The sequence below is a fragment of the Phormidesmis sp. 146-20 genome, from assembly GCF_052939475.1.
In genome coordinates, this window is record NZ_JBJPHT010000007.1 from 190,906 (window position 1) to 209,896 (window position 18,991).

The following is an 18,991-nucleotide window of genomic DNA, read 5'->3' on the forward strand; positions in this document are numbered from 1 at the left end:
CCTTTTGATGATGCCTACTACTACAGTTGTAGACTTATTATGGTAGATCTTAGGAATACTGCAAGATTTGAGAATGAGCCATTTCGTAATGCGTTCTCAGCAATGATAAGATTTTGGGCTACAACATCTAGCGATCGTTTTTGAGCAATGAACAGAGAAGCGGTTGGGAGGTTTGGGTCATGCCGTCTGGATGGGTAGCGACCAGCGTAACTTGTCCGTTGCTATCGCGAATCCATCCTTGTGCTTCTACGATCGTTGGCACCGATTGAGGAATTGAGGATTGAGATTGTCCTGTAGCTCGATCGTCTAGCCAAACTCCGTTGCCCATTAGTGGCTGTCGTGGATCTTCGGGCAATCCGCCGTTCCCAGTGATCGAAAACGAATTGCCTTCATCTGCTGGACAACCGCTGGCAATCAATCCGCTTGTGTCTCGCAGTTCGGTCGGCAAGGTCACTAAGCCTCGACTCGGATCAACATCTGGGGTATTCAGGGTAACCGTGCCACTGATGCCAAACTCAGAACTTGCAGTAATGTCACTCAAAGATGTTTCTCTGAAACGAGGCTCAATCCCGAAGATGCCTTGAGTCGTAATGCGAATGTTGCCCCCGCGCCCTGAGAATGCATTGGCTGTAATATCACTGTTCTCTCTAAGAACCGCAACAATGAACTTTCCATCAATGGTAATGTTGCCGCCATTCCCTCCTGCCTGAGCCGTTCCAGCCGTAGTGGAGATCAAGCTACCCTGCCGCAACAGCAAGAAATCCTGAACTTGCAGCGCGATGTTGCCCCCCTGACTTGTTATAGTTTCAGCATTGATTTCGGATTGATTGTTCAAAGCGATTGATTGCGCCCGCACTGCAATATTGCCCGCATTTCCCGCTTCTGAGCTGTTTGAGGAGATCGCACTCTTATTCTGAAGCAGCAGCCTACCTGTATTGATTGTTAAGTTACCTGCATTTCCCGCTCCCTGAGTGCCTGTAAAAATGAATCCGTCTCTGATCAACTCTACAGAGTCAGAAGCATTAATGGTCAGATTACCGCCTTCTCCGGATACTTGGGAAGCTCGTCCATTCTCAAAGCTGAGCTGCGCCTCGGTCGATAAAGCTCCGCCATCCCGGATGGTCAGCCTTCTTGTATTGACGGTTAGATTTCCTGCCTGTCCTACACTGCCTGTAAAACTACCCAAGAAGCTAAAGCTACCAGTGCCGCCTCGACCTGCGACCTCGACAGATTCAGAAGCATTCACCCTCAAGTGACCCGCTGAACCATTGCCAAGTGTCCCAGCAATTATTTGCGCTCCATCTCGAACGCTCAGATTTCGGGTCAGGATCGTGAGATCGCCAGCCTTTCCATCTCCAAAACTCAAGGTCGATACGTTTTCAACTGGGGCGATGCCAATGACTTCAAAAGACTCAGAGGCGTTCACGATTAAGCTGCCTCCGGGTTTTGCTCCCTGAGTAATCGTCGCGACTTGAGAACCGCCATTCATGAAGACGCGCCTGCCCCAGATTTGGATCGACCCGCCGCCTTCACCACTTGCATTCACAGTAGCGCCATTGGTAAGAGAAATATCGGTGCGATCGAGCGTTTCGGGAAAACTCAAGCCCAAACGGTTGTCATCTGGACTCAGCCCGACTGTGCCTATGCCTGCAACTGCTCCCAACTCCACCCGCCCTCCAGCCGCATTCATGCCGCCTCCAGCTAAGTTCACATTACCGCCTAGCAGGATTAAACTCTGACCCTCTGGCACTTGAAGCCCTCGCCCACCCGATTCTAATGGAGCAGTTGAACGATTGACGATCGCGGCGCGACCCACTTGGTTGAACAACAAAGCAGATGGATTCACAGTCAGTAAAGGAGGAGCCTCAGGCGCAGAACTACTGAAGAAGCCCTGAGTGCCAAATTGAATTGCAGAGGCGGTTGTTGCAACAAATGAGCCTCCAACATCCAAACGAGCATTCGCACCGAAGAGAATACCGCTCGGATTGAGCAGAAATAGGTTGGCAGTGCCGCCCGATACCCCTAATGTTCCTTCAATATTGGAAGGGCTTCCGCCAGTCACTCGGCTGATGATGTTCTGAATACTGAGTGGGGCTTGAAAATAGAGGCTCTGTCCTTCAGGGATATTGAAGTCGCGGAAGCTATGAAACAGATTGCTCCCGCGAGTTGCCCCACCCTCAATCTGCTGACGGAGAGAACCGTTATTTGTACCTGGAGTGACGATCGATTGTTCAGCACCCAAGGTAGTATCGGGCACGACTTGGGCGCAGGTGGAGTGTTCAGAGACTGCAATGATACCTGAAATCGCCAAAGGACTTAGTAGTTGCAGACTCCAGTGTTTGCTGATCTTGCTTTGAATCACAAAATTAACTCACTCCACAGTAAAACTTGCAAGCCATCACGCAGCGATTACTACTTGTGGCTGATTAGAGCATAGAAAAATACCATCGACAAACCTACAAGATGAGTGGCTACTATTCGCTGTGGCTGGATCAATGCACAAGTGAACTTCAAAGTGCTCATCCATCTGCTGAACAGATTCACGTAAACGAGGCAGAATCGTGGACAATATTGAGGCAAGATTTGTAGAAAACTGTTGCATATCCTCAGGCTCTGACTCAGGACTGTCAACTGTGTCCGTAGATTGCGAACATGATGGTCGAGGATTACCACAATACTGGTGGTTGCCGCATCTAGTACAGCCCCAAGAAAGTAAATCGCCACCTAGATTATTCAGAACAATTTCTAAGGGGCTTGATACCTGATAGTGCTGGAGCAATTGATACAGATCAGGCAGAATGTCAGATAACGCGGACTCGAACTCATAGCTCACCGAATTCACCGTGTTACAAGTCATGGTCTTTTCCTCTAGGTAGATACATCTGATGAAATTACATTCAGAGTTCAGAGTTGCTTTTACGGAAATGATTTTAGATTGTGGTGCGATGAGAAGCTTCCTTGGAAGACTAGCACTATATTTCTGTGATCGCAACACTAAGGTTATCTCGATTTGATGCAGAACAGAAGGTCATTCGACAATGGAATCTACTTGAGTGATTCAAGCAAATTCGATCGAGATTATCAACACGGATAGGATTTACAACTTAAAACATCTTTAGTGAGCTTGAATATGAGGTTTTGTATGAGATTTATGGATTTCAAAATCCTAGGGGAAACGCCAAGATGATAGGCAAGCACATGAATAACTTTCGTTCAGTGCTACTGAAACCTAAATCTGACAATGGATATTCAATTTAACCTGGCTTATCAACCGAAGCAAATACCAACTGATCACAGAGAACCAGACTTGTATATCGACTCGAATAGCTGTACTCTGCATGACGCAGTGCAACAGTTAACGATCGACACTCAAGCAGATACGCCTTTCATTGTCTGGTTGCTTGAACATCCTAGTAGCCCGATTGCGCTCCCTGGAAAAATTGATCTCTACGGGCACGATTGCCTGCACGCGATTCTCAACCGAGGACATTCTCCGCCGGATGAAGCCTTTGTCCGGGGGTTCACGATGGGCAATGACTTGCAAGCTACTTGGCTGCACAAACTGTTGTATAAGCTTGCTGCATCCATTGTGTATCCCAAAAAATACCGCTTTCCGTGGAAAGACTTTCAATTCTTTGATGCTGGATTTATTTATGGTCGATCGAGACAGCTTAGAAATCTGAATCAACTCGACTTTAGTACCTATCAAAACTACACCGTTTTACAAGTTAGACAACAGCTTGCAATCTCCAGAGCGATCGAAATAGAACTCCTTCAATAATTCTCTAGCTTCGTTGTCACTCCGGCGCGGATCAACGCAACGAACTTCTATTGCTTAGAAGTGGATCGCACTCATGAACTAAACATTTACTCCCATCTATCTCTCTCCATGAACAAGCAAAACATGGCTCTTCTCGAATCCATGCCCCAAATGAAATTGTTTAGCTCGGATTCACCAGAGTATGCCGCGGCATTCCAAACATTGCTGCGATCGACGAATGAGCGAATTTACATCAAGCAGATGCTAACTCAACTGATATCCGGCTTTTCACAAGATGCGATTGCAGTCGATTGGGGCGCAGGCACTGGGACACTGACCCGCGAGCTATTACAGCAATTCTCAACGGTCTATGCCGTTGAACCGCACCCCGAACTCCAGAACGTTCTGGCTCAAAATTGTCCAGCAGCGACAGTAATCCCCTCTGGAATCTTGGAAGCCCATCTTCCTGCTTTAGTCGATGTCGGCATCATGAGTCATCTACTCTACTATCTGCCCGATGAAACGTGGGGCGAGACTTGTTTAAAAGCAGCCTCTCTGTTGACGCAGCAGGGAATCTTGGTCGTCATTCTTAAACATTTCACAGCAGGCGAGAATCAGATGTTTGAAGCATTTGGTGCTGCTCAATGTGATCTGTCCTGTGTTTTCAACACGTTTAAGCGCTATCCGAAGTATGAAGTGAACTTTGTGTCAACACCGGGACGTTTCCAGACTAAAACATTTGAAGAAACACTAGAGATCGCTCGATTGATGTTAGGCGATCGCCCGCGCGATTCCTATCATCACCTTCCGACAGAAACAGAATTTCAAGCCTACGTCCGGCAGCACTTTTGGGATGACACCACTCAACAGGGCGGTTGGGATTGCCCCCAGCAATTCTTGATCATCCGTCGCAACCCTTTCTACGCCTGACGATGAAGAAACTCTCCCGATCTAACTATCACCAGGTGCTTCAGGTGTTCAATTCGCACCGTAATTGATGGATTGATGGATGGCTTTTCTGTCTACTTCTTCCAACTCAAATCTGTCCGAATCATTCATTCCTTGTGCCCCCATGAATAAGTCAAAAATTGCGCTCACTTTGCCGATGTCAGATCGAATCAGTTCTTTTTTCCACTTTGAACAGTTAGGAACCTGCTACCGAACTGAGCTACTTGCTAGCTTTACAACATTCGTGACTACGGCTCCGATTCTGGTGGTCAATGCTCATATTCTCGGAAACGCGATGTTTCTAGATCAGCCAGGAGACTTGTTTGAGCAAATTTTGGTGGCGCTTGTTCTTTGTTCTGCGATCGCAACAATTCTAATGGGACTGTTCGCAAATTATCCGTTTGCACTGGGGCCAGGAACGGGAACTGCGGCTCTGTTTACGTTCTCGATCGTGCTAAACATGGGCATGAACTGGCGACTCGCGCTGACTGCCACCTTTGTCGAAGGAATTCTTTTTACAGCGCTGGTACTCAGTCCGTTTCGTCGCCAGATCATTGATGCCATTCCCATCTCGCTCAAGCAGGCAATGATCGTTGGTTTAGGATTGTTTCTCTCTTACATTGCGCTCTCTGGCAACGTCGCGCCTCCAAGTTTGGGAGCGGGCATCATTGTCACTAGCACTGCAACGACAACTGCTTTAGGATCTTTAAAGCAGCCCGCGACCTTGATTGCGATCGCAGGTATCTTGATCACGGCGGTGCTGACTGTTCGGCGGGTAAAAGGGGCAATGTTGCTCGGAGTTTTTAGTACAGCAAGCCTCGGCTGGCTCTCTGGTGTCGCTCCTTTGCCCGAAAAGCTTTTGACGATACCCCAGTTGCCGATGGATCTTGTTGGGCAAGCGATCGTGGGTAGTCAGTATCTTACCTGGTCACAACTCGGAAACTTTGTGACTGCTGTGTTCATGCTGCTGTTTGTTTGTTTTGCAGATACGATTAGTTCGCTCAATGTTTTGGGACAACAGCTAAACCGTGTGAAGCCTGATGGAGAACTGCACCGCTCAAAGCAAGCCCTACTCTCAAACTCTCTCGGCACTGTCTCTGGAGCGTTCTTCGGCGGTGTGCCAGCGATTCCTTATCTTGAGTCTGCCTCCGGTATCTTTGAAGGGGGACGCAGTGGTTTTGTAGCGATCGTGGTTGCGATATTGTTTCTTGTCTCAGCCTGGTTCGCGCCACTGTTCGCGGCGATTCCTGCGTTTGCAACTGCACCGATTCTCATTATGATTGGGGTCTTGATGATGAGTGGTGTTCGGGCGATCGACTGGAATAACTTAGCTGAAGCGATTCCTGCTTTTCTAGTAATCTTGATTATGCCGCTAACGTTTTCGGTTGCAGATGGGATGGCAGTGGGTTTTATTGCGGATGCTGCGATCAAGATGACTCAGGGCAAGAAGCAACCCGTGTCGAAATCAAGCTTGATACTTGCGGGAATTTCAGTCGCTTACTTTCTGCTAATCGCTTTGCAGTCTTAGAAGTCTAGAGTGTGTTCTAAAGTCCCTCGCTTTGTTCACGCACCGGAAGCGCACACTCGACTCTGCTGACATGAGCGATCGCACAGTTGATTAGACGGGTAGGGGTGGTGTTCTGTTGGCAACCGCCTTTGGCAGTACGCTCTTCCAATTGACGCAAGGATTTGCCTTGATCCGACTGGATACCTTCGCCAACTCCTCGATTCAAGGAACAGTGTGGGATCGATTGCTGAGTCTGAAGGTTTCCTTTTTTCGTCAGTATGCGATCGGCGATCGTGAGAAAGCACTGGCAGCAGGCTGCGACGACTACGACACAAAATCGATCGAGTTGTCTCGTCTACTAAGCAAATTAGAAGGATGCTTGATCCAGCCGGACTCCTAAAGCTGCGCGGCTAGAATTTGTGCTGCGGTTAATTGTAGTGTCGGGAATTGCGGCGACACGATCGGATCGTCACCCCCAAATGGACAGGATTGATAAGCACCGTTCACCAGTTGCAGCACATTCACAACCGATCGACTCGGATCAATCTGCCATAGTTCAGGAATGCCTCGTGCTGAATATTCTCTTGGCTTTTCTATGTAGTCGCGCTGATAGTTTTTACTGCTCGGACTGCCAGGAGATACGACTTCAACCACCAGCAACGGAGCAGGCATTCCGAACCGGATGAGCCGCTCCCCGGATAACACCGCTCGGAGTGATTCTTCAGAGTGGACAACGAGATCGGGCTGTCTTGCCGAAACTTCAGCAGATTCAACTTCAATCTGATGACCGATCGCGAGACAACGAGGACGAATGCCTGACATAGATAAGGCGACGACTAGTACAGTCGCGATCGTGGAGTTAATCGGATCTTCAGAAGGCAAAGCAACTAACTCCCCATTGACTAATTCATATCGAGTATCGGTTCCGTCATCATAATCGAGATACTCATCGATCGTTTTGAATCGTAGCTTGGCTTGGGTCATAGTCTTGCCTTCAACTGAGTTTATCTACCTCTAACACCGACTATGTAGTAATTTTACCGAATTTTGCTAGTTTGAGCAAAGAAGAATCGGATGAAATAGTTTTCACTATCTAGCGATCGTTTTTGAGTAAAGAACAGAGAAGCGGCTGGGAGATTTGGGTCATGCCGCTTGGATGAGTAGCGACCAGCGTAACTTGTCCGTTGCGTTGCGAAGCAGTTCCCCCTTCGGGGTAAACGCGAATCCATCCTTGTGCTTCTACGATTTTTTCGGAAGCTTGCGGAGCAATTGTAGTCGGGGTTTGAGGTTCTGAAGTTTGGGGTTGATTGGGTGTTCGATCGTCTAGCCAAACTCCGTTGCCCATCAATGGCTGTCGTGGGTCTTCTGGTAATCCGCCGTTCCCAGCAATCGAAAACGAATTACCTTCATCTGCTGGACAACCGCTGGCAATCAATCCGCTCGTGTCTTGCAGCTCTGTGGCTAACTGCACTAAGCCTCGACTCGGATCAACATCCGGGGTATTCAGCGCGATCGTGCCACTGATGCCAAATTGAGAACTCGCAGTAATGTCGCTCAAGGCTGTTTCTGCTGAACGAGGCTCAATTCCAAAGAGTCCTTGCGTGGTGATCCTCACATTGCCTCCCCGTCCTGAGAAGGCATTCGCTGAGATATTACTGTTTTCTTGCGGCACAGCCACAATGAAGTCACCGTTAAATGTGATGTTGCCGCCATTGCCGCCTGCTTGAGCCGTTCCCGCATTGGTCGAGACAAGGGCACCGTTCCGTAACAGCAATATATCTTGCACACCGAGATCAATGTTGCCGCCATCGGTACTAGCGGTTTCGGCAGAGATGAGTCCGCGATCGACTTTCACAGAGTTGCTCTGAATGTTGATATTGCCAACGGATGCGGTTCTTTGAGGAGCTACAGTCGTTGTTCAATCTTCGACAGTGATACTTGCATTGTTTCCTACCGAGAGCGATTCCACTTCAATGCGAATATTCCCGACGCTTCCGGTTGCAGTTTCGGTCGTCTGTTGACTAGAAACCTGTCCCCCGTCCTCAATCACGAGTTGCCTTGTTTTCAGCGTTATATCTCCAGCGTTGCCGCTATCCGTTGTTCTTGCGGTCAAGCGGCTGGGATTTTGACCATCTCTTGAGGCTCCAACGACTTGTATCGAGTCTGCGGCATTCACGGTTAAATTCCCGCCCGCTCCACTACCACCACGATTACCAGATGATACTTGCGCCCCATTGCGGACGATTAAATTTCCCGTTTCAATGCTTAAATTCCCTGCATCGCCACGACTTCGAGTTTGAGTATACAAGCCGCCGGGAAACTCATCATCTGCTGATATTCCAATGAGTTGTATCAAGTCCGTGGCTTTCACGGTCAGATTTCCGCTTGTTCCTTCACCCAAGGTACTAGCTGATACTGGTGAGTTGATCAGGGAAAGCGATCGTGCGTTAATCACGATGTCTCCACTCTTTCCTTTCGAGCCAGCAATCGTACTCTTTTTTCAGTTTCTCTGGTGTTTCCTATTTTTTTACCGCTCCATATCACAAGAACAGGATTAGAGGGACTCGACAGAAAATCTACTTGTCCCTTAAGGTGCTAAAAAGTTACACGACACCCAGCACCTCCGGGCATTGTACAGAGCCACCTTTGAAAAGACGTTGCACTAAACTTAAATTCATTGTCAAACTTTAGACCCTCTGCTGTACTCGCGAGAAATGAGCCGCCAAGTTCTAATCGAGCATTTGCACCAAATACAATCCCGTTTGGATTGATTAAGAATAGATTTGCAGTTCCATTTGCCCGAATCAATCCATCAATGTTAGGAACATTACTTCCAGTGACACGAGTGAGAATGTTCGTAATGTTTGCTGGATTGTTAAACGAAGCACCGCCGCCCGTAGGGATAGAGAACTGTTGAAAGCTATGAAATAAGTTGGTTTCTCGAATTGCGCCGCCGTTGATTTGAGAATTAAGATCGCCGGAGACTTGCGATCTCGAAGAGATATCTGTTACCACAGATCGCTCTCCCACAGGCAAGGTCTGATCCGGCACAACTTGAGCGAAAGCGCGATTGCTCAGCCCAAATCCGCTCACTAGCCCCAATCCCAGCATCCAAAACCGAACCATAGTGCATCCTCAATGATGTGCTTCAACGGGACATTAGAGCTGCGATCGCGATTTCAATGTCCTTTTTGCGGTGATTTAAGCAGATTTGATCGAGATTGTCAACACAGGTAATATTTATGACTTAAAACATTATTTTTACAATACTTCGGACAAATTTTGAGCAGATTTTCAGGTTCAAACCCTGATTCGCTCGTGGGACAGGATCTTATTTTCAAAGTCAGGAATAGAGCCAACTTTGAAAAATAGCTCAATGCTGGAACTGTACTTCCTGAAAGCCTTTTGGAGTCGTTCAAAAAACTGTCCGGACTATTGTTTTTAATGAGTTTGACTATGAGATTTTGTATGAGATTTATAGATTTCAAAATCTTAGGGGGAACGTCAAGATGATAAGCAAGTAAACAAAAGCGTGAAAGCAAATCAAGATAGCCCGCTCGCGCTACCTGGAAAGATCAACTTCTACGGACATGATGCTTTCATGCAACTCTCAACCGATTTAGATCAATGGCATTAAACAGAGCAAAACTCCACTTCTACTACACTGTCATTTCTTATGAATAAGTCAAAAATTGCGCTCATGATGGCAATGGTAGTTGGCTTAGGCTTATTTCTCTCTTACATTGCGCTCTCTGGCAAGGTCGCGCCTCCAAGTTTGGGAGCAGGCATCATTGTCACTGGCACTGCAACGACGACTGCTTTAGGCTCTTTAAGACAGCCCACCACCTTGATTGCGATCGCTGGGATCTTGCTGACAGCAATCCTGACGGTTCGGCAGGTAAAAGGAGCGCTGTTGCTAGGGATTTTTGGCACAGCAAGCCGCGGCTGGCTCTCTGGTGTCGCTCCTTTACCTGCAAAGCTTCTGGATATCCCACAGTTACCGATCGATCTCGTTGGGCAAGCGATCGTGGGCAGTCAGTATCTTAGAAGTCTAGCAGGATAGTTCAAAATCACCATAATTAAGAATGGCTTACAATTATCAAATTACCACTGTGGAGAAGAATTTCAATGTCACCTGAATTGATTCAGAATTTAGTTACATCCTACTTTTCAAGTCTTCAATCAATGGATATAGCAGGATGGTCGGAAAACTTTACGGAAGATGCAGTTATCTATGATCCGGTTGGCAATCCACCCAGTAAAGCGCGTGAGAATGCTCAAGCCTTCTTTGGACTGCTCTCAATGGCGTTTGAGAAGTTGGAGCTTTCTCAGGATCACATCTTCATTGCAGACAATGGAGCAGCAGTGAAATGGACAATGCGAGGGTTGGGAAAGAGCGGGAAGCAGGGCATTGCTGAAGGAATTAGTGTGTTTGAAATGCACGAGTCTGGAAAGATTCAGCAAGTCTCTTCGTATTGGGATGATGCAGCCATGATGGCTCAGATTCGGGGGTAAACATCACCAATACGAGTTCAACAGCGATCGCAACAGAGGTGTCTTGTAAGTATGTGAGGAACTATAGCAATGGGGTGCATTTATGTCTTCAGCATCTTCTACTAAGCGGGCTGAACGAGGGGTGATTCTAACATCTCATGGCTGGCTCAAGTTACAACAAGCGATGCAGGAAGTAGCAGTAGCAGATAATTGGGGGCGACGCTTTACCCAAGAACAACTAAGCGATCGCGCTGGGTTATCGATCCACACCGTTGCCCGAATTCTGAAACGTGAGAAAGCCGTTGATAGGCTGTCGATCGAATACTTGATGCGTAGCTTTGGTTTGCAACTTGATCCAGAAGATTGTGTGCGACCGATTGGGCTGGATGAGGCAGACCCCATACAGCAACCAGATTGGAGTAAAGCGATCGATGTATCTGTGTTCTATGGTCGAGAGGCAGAATTAGCTCAATTGTATCAATGGATTTGTCTGGAGCGTTGCCGCTTCATTACCTTGCTAGGAATGGGTGGAATTGGAAAAACTACCCTGGCTATGAAACTGGCACTCCAAATTCAAGATCAGTTTGAGAATGTTGTCTGGCGATCGCTGCAAAATGCTCCTGCTTTGGGGGACTTTGTTGAAGGTATCCTACTATCTTTGTTACAGCCACAAAATCATGATTCCATTCCTGTAAGTATAGAAGGCAAATTGTCTTGCTTGATGCAGTGCTTGCAGACGACTCGGTGTCTGCTCATTCTAGATAATGTAGAGTCGATTTTGAGCAATACAAAACGGATGGGGCAATATTGCCCTGGTTATGAGGCGTATGGGCAACTGTTTCGCATGTTGGGTGAAGTCCCACACCAAAGCTGTATTATTCTCACGGGGCGGGAAAAGCCTAAAGAAATCGCATTACTGACGGGAGAGCGATCGCAGGTGCGTGATTTGCGCTTAACTGGACTTAACACCGCTGAAGGACAGAAATTGTTCCGGCATCACGGTGAATTTACAGGCACCGAGGCACAGTGGAATCATCTTATCGAACATTATGGTGGAAATCCACTAGCCCTCAAGCTTGTAGCTGTCGCAACTCAAGAATTATTTAACGGCAGACTTGAAGAGGTTTTGAAATTTGTGCATCAAGGCGTTCTCGTCTTTGACGACATTCGAGATTTACTAGAGCGACAGTTTGAGCGGTTGTCAAACATTGAGCAAGACGTAATGTACTGGCTGGCAATTGATCGAGAACCTGTCTCCCTTGCAGAGTTAGACGAGGATATCGTCAACCAGGTTAGCAAACGAGCCTTACCAGAAATGCTCCATTCGCTGATGCGACGATCGTGGATTGAAAAAAATGGAGAACAGTTTTCACTGCAACCGATTGTGATCGACTATCTGACCGAGCGACTTGTTCAACAAGTCTGTCATGAAATCGAGATGCAAGATCTCGATCGACTTAAAACTCATACTCTGATGAAGCAACAAGCTAAAGAATACATTCAGGAAGCCCAAAAGCGGTTAATTATTCAGCCTGTGATCGCGCGGCTGTCGGCAAGTTTTTCTCATCAGCAAGGGATCGAGCAACAGCTACAAGCACTTCTCAAGCAGCAAGAAACAGAAGTTTCACTAGAACCAACCTATGTGGAAGGCAACCTGCTCAATTTGTTAGTGCAATTGAAAACTGAATTACGGAACTGCGACAAGCTAGTTCCTAAAATCGGACATTAATCAAAATAGCGAACAGATTGTTGTTTCTGTTCTATTAATTGCAACAATTGCTCAAAGCGTAACTGCGATCGCGCTTGCTGTTCAATTCGTATTCACGATTGAAGCCATCAAGCCAAACCGATTGCTCATGTAGCCTCAGCACGTGTAGCAGATTCATAAATAAGAGTGATCGCTAACCCAAACGACTATTTCAATCTTGTCTGATGCTTTGTATTTGCACCAGCTAATATCAGCCACTCAATCCCTAACTTGCGATTCATTGAAAAGCTTCTGATCGTTAAGCGTGCAATGAATTTCGAGCAAATCACATAAGTTGCGGGTTCACTGATCGATTTTGCCTGGTTATCCGTGAATTAAAAGTTAATACTAAGCTCGATAGCTGAATGATGCGCCATCACACAAGACTCATGCCTTATCTGCTACATTCCTCTATTCTTAATCGTTCCGGTTTTTGCTGAAATTGCCCCTTTCCAGAGAAATCACTCAATACTAACATCTCAATAATTGAAGGAGTAGACTATGACCCTGGACCTCAACAAAGGACCGATCGACCACACTGAACAGCAGTATCAAGACGTGCTTCAAGACTTGCAAGGTAACATTCTCAAAGGGCATGGCAGAAACAACTCTGTACAAATTTTCTTGACTTTTCCGGATACGAGAGAAAACAGAAGCCAACTTGCTGCACTCAGGCAAGGGATTGCCCAATTCGCCGCAGAAATCACATCAGCCAAGAAGCAGTCAGATGATGCGGATGCTTGGAGGGGTAAGAGGATTGACGGTGGCGTATTTGTCCACTTCTCTTTATCTTCCTCTGGCTATGAAAAACTAGGTTTTCCCGATTCCAGGCAACCCAAAGGTGTCAATCTTCGGAATCGAGCCAGACCTAACCTAACTAACCTCGGCAATGACTACGCTGATGTCTTCCAAGACGGGATGAAAACGCGACAGTATGCACTTCTTGACTCACCTGTTAGTGCTTGGGAGCCAGGATTTCAAACAGAAATTGATGCTTTAATCATTCTGGCGGCGAACAATGAAACAGCTTTGAGCAACAAAGAATCAGAGGTGATTCAAAATCTGAAAGATATTACCACAGTAGCCGCGATCGAGCGATCGCAGACGAAACGTCAAAAGTTTCCAAATAGTCCTAAGGAGCGTGTGCTTGAGCATTTTGGGTTTGTAGATGATATTGCTCAACCGCTCTTCCTCAAGAAAGATTTATCGAAAGCAGAGGCAACTGCCAAGAAGCTTTTTAGTGCTCCACTCAATCTTGTCCTGGTTCCAGATCCCCTTGGTACTGAGAATGTTAGCTTTGGGAGTTTTCTTGTCTTTCGCAAACTTGAGCAAAATGTTCAAGGCTTCAAGAAAGCTGAAGCAGCTTTGGGGCAAGCATTAGGGATTTCTGCTCAGCAGGCTGGTGCAATGGCGGTAGGGCGCTTTGAAGATGGGACTCCACTGGTCATCGAACCCAATGCTGGAGGGACTAACTTAAATGACTTTGACTATTCTGACGATCGTGTTGGACTAAAATGCCCCTTCCAGGCTCATATTCGTAAAACCAATCCCCGACTAGAATCAGTTAGAAAAGGTGGACCCTTTGCTCAGAACGATGCGGAAGAGCTTGGACATCGGATTGCGCGACGCGGCATGACCTACGGACAATTCAGCGATTTTTCTGGCGACCTCAATAACCTACCTACAGGTGGTGTTGGGCTGCTATTTATGTGCTACCAATCCGATATCTGGGAACAGTTTGAGTTTATACAACGGTTCTGGAGCAACCATCCCAGATTCCTTGAACCCGCTATGTCCAATGCAGAAAATAAAAATTACGACAGAGTTGGATTGGATGCAGTCAGCGGTCACAGCCAACCCGATCAACGTGACCCTGTGATTGGAGAAGTGCCGCAACCCCCTAAAAACTGGATAAAAGAGCGGGATCAACCAACCAAGGAAGTCGATGTGAACTTTGGCAACTTTGTCACCCTGAAGGGTGGTGAGTACTTCTTCTCGCCAAGTATCAGTTTCCTCAAGAATTTGCCCACCCTACCTCAAAATTTTCCCCCGCCGCAAATTTCACAACCCACCCCTAGCAGAACATACGTTGTGCAACCAAGTGACCGTGGCGGTCTATTTGCGATCGCTGAGAGAGCTTATGGAGATGGCAGTGTTTTCAACCTTATCTATGAAGCCAACAAAAATGTGATTGGACCTGACCGTAATCGGATCTTACCTGGGCAAATACTTTACATTCCCATCCTACGGGAGAACATCGAGCCACAACCAGGTGAAAACTATATTGTGCGACCAGGTGACTTTTTGTTTTTGATTGCTGAGAGAGCTTATCAAGATGGCAACCGGTTCCTGGAGATTTACGAGGCGAATCGAGACAGGATAGGACCCGACCCGACTGTTCTTGAACCTGGGTTGGAAATTTTTATTCCCTGACTGCCATGAAACAATGACTAAGAATTGAATGGCAACTACAAACTTTACGCGGTGTGTAACTAAATTGTTGCTCAGAAATTCTTGCTCAGAAATTCCCATAGGACGATGCTAGATGCACATCGCGTGAACTGTTGAAACTCAGTTGAAACTCAAGTGTTGATACGATCGCAGTATTTCCGGTAGTGATACTAATTTTCTGAACAGCCACTACAGGTCAAACCGCTGAACTGTAGATAAATCACGCTTCTCCAATTCCAAAGTGCGAATTCCAAATTCCGAATCGGTATGAGTTGTCTAATCTACAACAAGGAAACCCGACTATGCCATTGCAAAAACTAACCACGCTACCTGTTCCAACCATTGGGGGTATCCAGGACACATCATTCACTCGTGATGCTCTTTCCAGATTTGTTTGCAATACCCTGGATGAAGCTCTAGCTGCCGCGCCAGGTGGTTTTGACATTATTGTTGTTGGTGCAGGAATGTATGGCGCATATTGTGCAACCGACCTCTTTAACAAAACAAAAAATCTTGGAGGGGGTCGTCCTCGCCCGAAAATTCTCGTCCTCCAAGAAGGTCCGTTTCTCATTCCCGAACACTTCCAAAACCTACCCCTTGGATTGGGGGGACTTTATGGATTACCACTTGCACCGCTTCTTCCAGAAGGACAGTACCGCATCCTAACGGCAGATGGTACACCTGAAAGAGAGGATGGGAACGAATTCGATCGCCGCGACTTTGGTGGAAAATTCCGTCCTCATCATCGCTGTGTGGGAGGGAAAAGTCTTTTTTGGGGAGGGTGGGCACCTTCTTTGACTGCTGCTGATTTGGCTCTATGGTCCCCATCAGTCTCTGATTTCCTCAACAGCGAACAGGGCTATCATTTCGTCAGCCAAGACATTGGAGCAGATTACGATCTCGATCGAGGTGGGAAAGAGAAAGATTTTATCTACGGGCTGCTGTATGAAGCCCTCTTGAAACGTGCTCGTGCTGAAGAAGTCACGCCATTCTCCTATCTACCCGATCAGTATTCTATCGATCGTGTGCTGCAACCTCCGATTGCCGTCAAAGTTGAAGCTGAATTATCCGGTTTGTTTAGCCCGGATAAATATAGCAGTTTGCCCGGTCTATTAAGTGCAATTCGGCAGGATATTGGAAACTCAGACAACAATGATCAAAATCGCTATCTATTTTTAGTGCCCAACGTGACGGTTCTAAATTTAGAAACCCAAGAAGGAGTTGTCCGCAGTGTGAGGATTGCCGTCAACGACCCTGTTGGTACAGGCGAGGTCGTTCGGAACATCTCACTCCCAGAACAAGGGATGGTTGTGTTAGCAGCGAACTGTATTAATTCAACTCGAATCGCGCTGAACTCGTTTCCTCGCCCCTCGTTACTGACCAAGGAACGCATGGGAGCGAACCTGATGGTTCACATCCGAGGGAACTATGTCTGGAAAATCCGTCGAACTCATCTAGAGAGTTTGGAATATAAAGACGAGAGCGGCAATATCCAGCAATTGAAGGACATCTTAAAGAGTGGTGGGAGTGATGTTTTACAACAGGCAGCGCTACACATTGAGGGAACTGCAACCAACCTCGGACCAAAGGGTCTCACTGGACGCTTTCACTTGCAATTCTATGCCGTTCCCAATGGCGGGGGAAGTGCGGAAGCATCACTTTACCAACTCATTCCCGATCGAGATGATCTGCTGGAAAAGATCAGACAACTGGAAGGCGAACCAGATGCCAATGAATGGATCACCGTTGGGATACGAACCTGTGGGGAAGATTTCGGCGATCGGGAAGCACCCGTAGAGGTTGGAGGGCAACGCAGTGGAACCACCAGTTGGATGGATATCAGCCCTTCAATCCGCGATCGGTTTGACAATCCAGAAGGGTTTGTTCAACTTGTCGAAACACCAGAAGCATTAGCACTTCGTCGTGCCCAGAGAGCAGCCGCGTTCAGGTTTATCGCTCGTTTAGCCGATGTTTCAGTTGAAGAGGTTGGGCAAACAGAGAGTAAGGGTGCTAACTCCAACATCCATCTCGTTTCCGCGATCGAAGATGGCATGGGGACCACTTATCACGAGTGCGGCACCCTCTGGATGGGAGATGACCCAGAGACCTCTGTAACCGATGTGCATGGGCGTTTCCATCATGTTGCGAATGCCTATTGCGCTGATCAAGCTTTGTTCCCCACGGCTGGTTCTGCAAATCCAGTCCCCACTGGGTTGGCGCTTGCTCGTAAGGTTGCCCTGGGTATCACCAAACGGTATCAAGAGGAGAAGCCCTTTGCGGATGGGGATGCTGGTTTTCAGTCTCTGTTTAACGGCAGTTTCGATGGAGCCTGGCGTTCCGTCGGGGCACCTAACTTTACACCTTTAGTCCTTTCAGGACAGCCTCCGATTATTGAAGCAGGGCAAGCAGGAGGGGGTGGTTTGGGCTTACTCTATTACCCACTCAAACCATTCAAAAATTTTATTCTGCGTCTAGAGTGGAAGGCTTTTTCGATTCGGGCGAACTCTGGAATCTTTCTCCGCATTCCTGATCCTGCCGGAAGAAATCTTGATCCCTCCTTCTATGATCAATGTACAGAAGTGCAGATAGACGAGACTGCCAGAAATCCTCGATCCGTCTTTGGTGGATTTCGGGAGAAAACAGGTGCGATTTATACCCTTGCTCCTGCTACACAAGGAATGAGTAAGGTAATCCGTCCGAGATTTACACTCGATGGACCGTGGAACGTGTTCGAGATTACAGCGCAAGACAGTTCGATCGTTGTCTCTCTTAATGGCACTGAAGTATCGAGAACGAACATTGCCGCACCCCGTTTGACAGAAGGCTATCTAGCTTTACAGTGCCACACAGAAATCGTGCAATTTCGGAATATTCGCCTCAAAGAACTTCCCTAAAAACATCCCAATGCCGAGGCTGACGCAAGATTGTCAGGGAGCCAGAGCTTAGTCTTTAGCTCCCATTTCTTGGAGCAATGCCCTTACTGCCAGTTGCCCACCAAGACAAACGGTGCCCAGTAGAAAGGCTGTTGGTAGTCTGGCGTTCGCGAAGCGGGTTCTCCAGAACCTCGCAACACCTTCAATTGTGCCTGACGCAGTGCCTCGGCTATTGTCATTCCAGGCTGACGCAGTTCCTCATAGAGTTGCGCCATGAGAATCGCCGTTGAGTTATCTTGAACTGACCAAAGGGTTGCGATCGTACTGCGTGCCCCAGAGCGAACTGCTACTCCTGCAAGTCCCAAAGCCGCTCGTTTGTCTCCCGTCGCAGTCTGACAAGCACTTAAAATTAACAGTTCGATCGGGCTGCGATCGCGGCGATTGCGACCTTCTAGAAGTTGATCAAACTCTTTCACATTAATTCGTCCATCCCAGGTCAATAGGAAGGTCTTCTCTGCCTCAGACGAAAACTGACCATGTGTGGCAAGATGCACGATCGGAAACGGAACCGACTCGACTTGACCTTCAAGCTGGGTGCGCGTAAAGGACTGGTTTAGCAAAACGTTTGTCGGAACCAACGTGGAAATTTGCTCCATTTCTTTGACCACACCGGGGAGAGGCGAAAATCCTTGACGAGCTTCAGATACTCCTCCTGCCAGGGTTTGCAACTGGTTTGAAGGCACTGCTGCGCCTGAAGAGCGACGTTGCCAACGCGGAGGTAAGAGTTGCAAACCAGGAGATAGAGCAATGCTGTATTGTTCTACTAGATATTGTTGACCATCGTATAAGGCTGCGATCGGAACCCCTCGCAAGACACCATCTAGAACAAACACCAGAGTTTTGACCTGACTCTGAGCGAGATCTTTAGCAATAGGACGAATCAATAAATCATAGAGTTGCCGATTTGGGCGGAGCGGATCTGAGGTTGCAATAAATGGGTTGAGGGTTGCAAAGAGATCATCAAATGCCTTCTCGATCGTACTAGCATCAGAGGGTGCAGAAGGAGTATAGTAACGAAGCGGTTGCCCCGGTCGCGACAGAATGATTGCCAGGCGATCGGGCAGCAGAATCGAGTAAACAACGGCTGCATTCGGATCGGGGATTGTAAAATAAATTGTGTCAAAGGTCAGAAGTTGAGATCTAATGAACTA

At 47.5% G+C, this 18,991-nt stretch carries 15 protein-coding genes; 9 read left to right on the plus strand and 6 right to left on the minus strand.

Annotated elements, in window-relative coordinates; all coding sequences use genetic code 11:
* Positions 1-127 precede the first annotated feature (127 nt).
* Positions 128-2,362 carry a two-partner secretion domain-containing protein gene (locus tag ACKFKH_RS08890; protein WP_446857908.1) on the minus strand — a complete coding sequence of 745 codons (2,235 nt, stop codon included), beginning with the start codon at positions 2,360-2,362 and terminating at the stop codon, positions 128-130.
* A gap of 879 nt (positions 2,363-3,241) precedes the next feature.
* On the opposite strand from ACKFKH_RS08890, the gene ACKFKH_RS08895 reads away from it, so the two are divergent.
* From ACKFKH_RS08895 to ACKFKH_RS08910, 4 genes are all read left to right on the plus strand, one after another.
* Complete coding sequence (locus ACKFKH_RS08895; protein WP_446857909.1) at positions 3,242-3,781, plus strand: hypothetical protein; 540 nt, start codon at positions 3,242-3,244, stop codon at positions 3,779-3,781.
* Positions 3,782-3,904: 123 nt separating this feature from the next.
* Entirely contained in the window at positions 3,905-4,690 is a 786-nt protein-coding gene (locus tag ACKFKH_RS08900; protein WP_446857910.1) for a class I SAM-dependent methyltransferase, read from the plus strand.
* A gap of 142 nt (positions 4,691-4,832) precedes the next feature.
* Positions 4,833-6,236, plus strand: a complete 1,404-nt coding sequence (locus ACKFKH_RS08905; RefSeq protein WP_446857911.1) for an NCS2 family permease — start codon at positions 4,833-4,835, stop codon at positions 6,234-6,236.
* Between the two features lie 115 nt (positions 6,237-6,351).
* Positions 6,352-6,615: a hypothetical protein gene (locus ACKFKH_RS08910; protein ID WP_446857912.1), complete on the plus strand. Its 264-nt coding sequence runs from the start codon at positions 6,352-6,354 to the stop codon at positions 6,613-6,615.
* Here the strand turns inward: ACKFKH_RS08910 and ACKFKH_RS08915 are convergent.
* From ACKFKH_RS08915 to ACKFKH_RS08930, 4 genes are all read right to left on the minus strand, one after another.
* Positions 6,612-7,199 (minus strand): Uma2 family endonuclease, encoded by a 588-nt coding sequence (locus ACKFKH_RS08915; RefSeq protein ID WP_446857913.1) that lies wholly within the window; start codon positions 7,197-7,199, stop codon positions 6,612-6,614. The two genes, ACKFKH_RS08910 and ACKFKH_RS08915, sit on opposite strands and share 4 nt — an antisense overlap.
* A 109-nt stretch (positions 7,200-7,308) precedes the next feature.
* A complete protein-coding gene (locus ACKFKH_RS08920; protein WP_446857914.1) occupies positions 7,309-8,070 on the minus strand; it encodes a hypothetical protein in 762 nt (253 codons plus the stop codon).
* Positions 8,071-8,133: 63 nt separating this feature from the next.
* Positions 8,134-8,586, minus strand: a complete 453-nt coding sequence (locus tag ACKFKH_RS08925) for a hypothetical protein (RefSeq protein WP_446857915.1) — start codon at positions 8,584-8,586, stop codon at positions 8,134-8,136.
* Between the two features lie 224 nt (positions 8,587-8,810).
* Positions 8,811-9,341: a filamentous hemagglutinin N-terminal domain-containing protein gene (locus ACKFKH_RS08930; RefSeq protein WP_446857916.1), complete on the minus strand. Its 531-nt coding sequence runs from the start codon at positions 9,339-9,341 to the stop codon at positions 8,811-8,813.
* A gap of 550 nt (positions 9,342-9,891) precedes the next feature.
* Here ACKFKH_RS08930 and ACKFKH_RS08935 point away from each other — a divergent pair.
* The 5 genes from ACKFKH_RS08935 to ACKFKH_RS08955 all read left to right on the plus strand — a co-directional run bounded on the left by ACKFKH_RS08935 (position 9,892) and on the right by ACKFKH_RS08955 (position 17,801).
* On the plus strand, positions 9,892-10,278 hold the full coding sequence (locus tag ACKFKH_RS08935) for a hypothetical protein (protein ID WP_446857917.1): 387 nt from the start codon (positions 9,892-9,894) through the stop codon (positions 10,276-10,278).
* A gap of 65 nt (positions 10,279-10,343) precedes the next feature.
* A complete protein-coding gene (locus tag ACKFKH_RS08940; protein WP_446857918.1) occupies positions 10,344-10,730 on the plus strand; it encodes a nuclear transport factor 2 family protein in 387 nt (128 codons plus the stop codon).
* An 82-nt stretch (positions 10,731-10,812) separates the two neighbouring features.
* Positions 10,813-12,438, plus strand: a complete 1,626-nt coding sequence (locus ACKFKH_RS08945) for an NB-ARC domain-containing protein (RefSeq protein WP_446857919.1) — start codon at positions 10,813-10,815, stop codon at positions 12,436-12,438.
* Positions 12,439-12,957: 519 nt separating this feature from the next.
* Complete coding sequence (locus ACKFKH_RS08950) at positions 12,958-14,889, plus strand: Dyp-type peroxidase (protein ID WP_446857920.1); 1,932 nt, start codon at positions 12,958-12,960, stop codon at positions 14,887-14,889.
* Positions 14,890-15,209: 320 nt separating this feature from the next.
* Positions 15,210-17,801, plus strand: coding sequence for a family 16 glycoside hydrolase (locus ACKFKH_RS08955; RefSeq protein ID WP_446857921.1), 2,592 nt, complete (start codon positions 15,210-15,212; stop codon positions 17,799-17,801).
* Between the two features lie 83 nt (positions 17,802-17,884).
* Here the strand turns inward: ACKFKH_RS08955 and ACKFKH_RS08960 are convergent, their stop codons facing one another.
* Positions 17,885-18,985 carry a CHAT domain-containing protein gene (locus ACKFKH_RS08960; protein WP_446857924.1) on the minus strand — a complete coding sequence of 367 codons (1,101 nt, stop codon included), beginning with the start codon at positions 18,983-18,985 and terminating at the stop codon, positions 17,885-17,887.
* Positions 18,986-18,991: the final 6 nt, after the last annotated feature.

Coding starts and splice junctions, on each gene's coding strand:
- ACKFKH_RS08895 (WP_446857909.1), top strand. CDS start 3,242: ATGGATATTCAATTTAACCTGGCTTATCAACCGAAGCAAATACCAACT.
- ACKFKH_RS08900 (WP_446857910.1), top strand. CDS start 3,905: ATGGCTCTTCTCGAATCCATGCCCCAAATGAAATTGTTTAGCTCGGAT.
- ACKFKH_RS08905 (WP_446857911.1), top strand. CDS start 4,833: ATGAATAAGTCAAAAATTGCGCTCACTTTGCCGATGTCAGATCGAATC.
- ACKFKH_RS08915 (WP_446857913.1), bottom strand. CDS start 7,199: ATGACCCAAGCCAAGCTACGATTCAAAACGATCGATGAGTATCTCGAT.
- ACKFKH_RS08930 (WP_446857916.1), bottom strand. CDS start 9,341: ATGGTTCGGTTTTGGATGCTGGGATTGGGGCTAGTGAGCGGATTTGGG.
- ACKFKH_RS08935 (WP_446857917.1), top strand. CDS start 9,892: ATGAATAAGTCAAAAATTGCGCTCATGATGGCAATGGTAGTTGGCTTA.
- ACKFKH_RS08940 (WP_446857918.1), top strand. CDS start 10,344: ATGTCACCTGAATTGATTCAGAATTTAGTTACATCCTACTTTTCAAGT.
- ACKFKH_RS08945 (WP_446857919.1), top strand. CDS start 10,813: ATGTCTTCAGCATCTTCTACTAAGCGGGCTGAACGAGGGGTGATTCTA.
- ACKFKH_RS08950 (WP_446857920.1), top strand. CDS start 12,958: ATGACCCTGGACCTCAACAAAGGACCGATCGACCACACTGAACAGCAG.
- ACKFKH_RS08955 (WP_446857921.1), top strand. CDS start 15,210: ATGCCATTGCAAAAACTAACCACGCTACCTGTTCCAACCATTGGGGGT.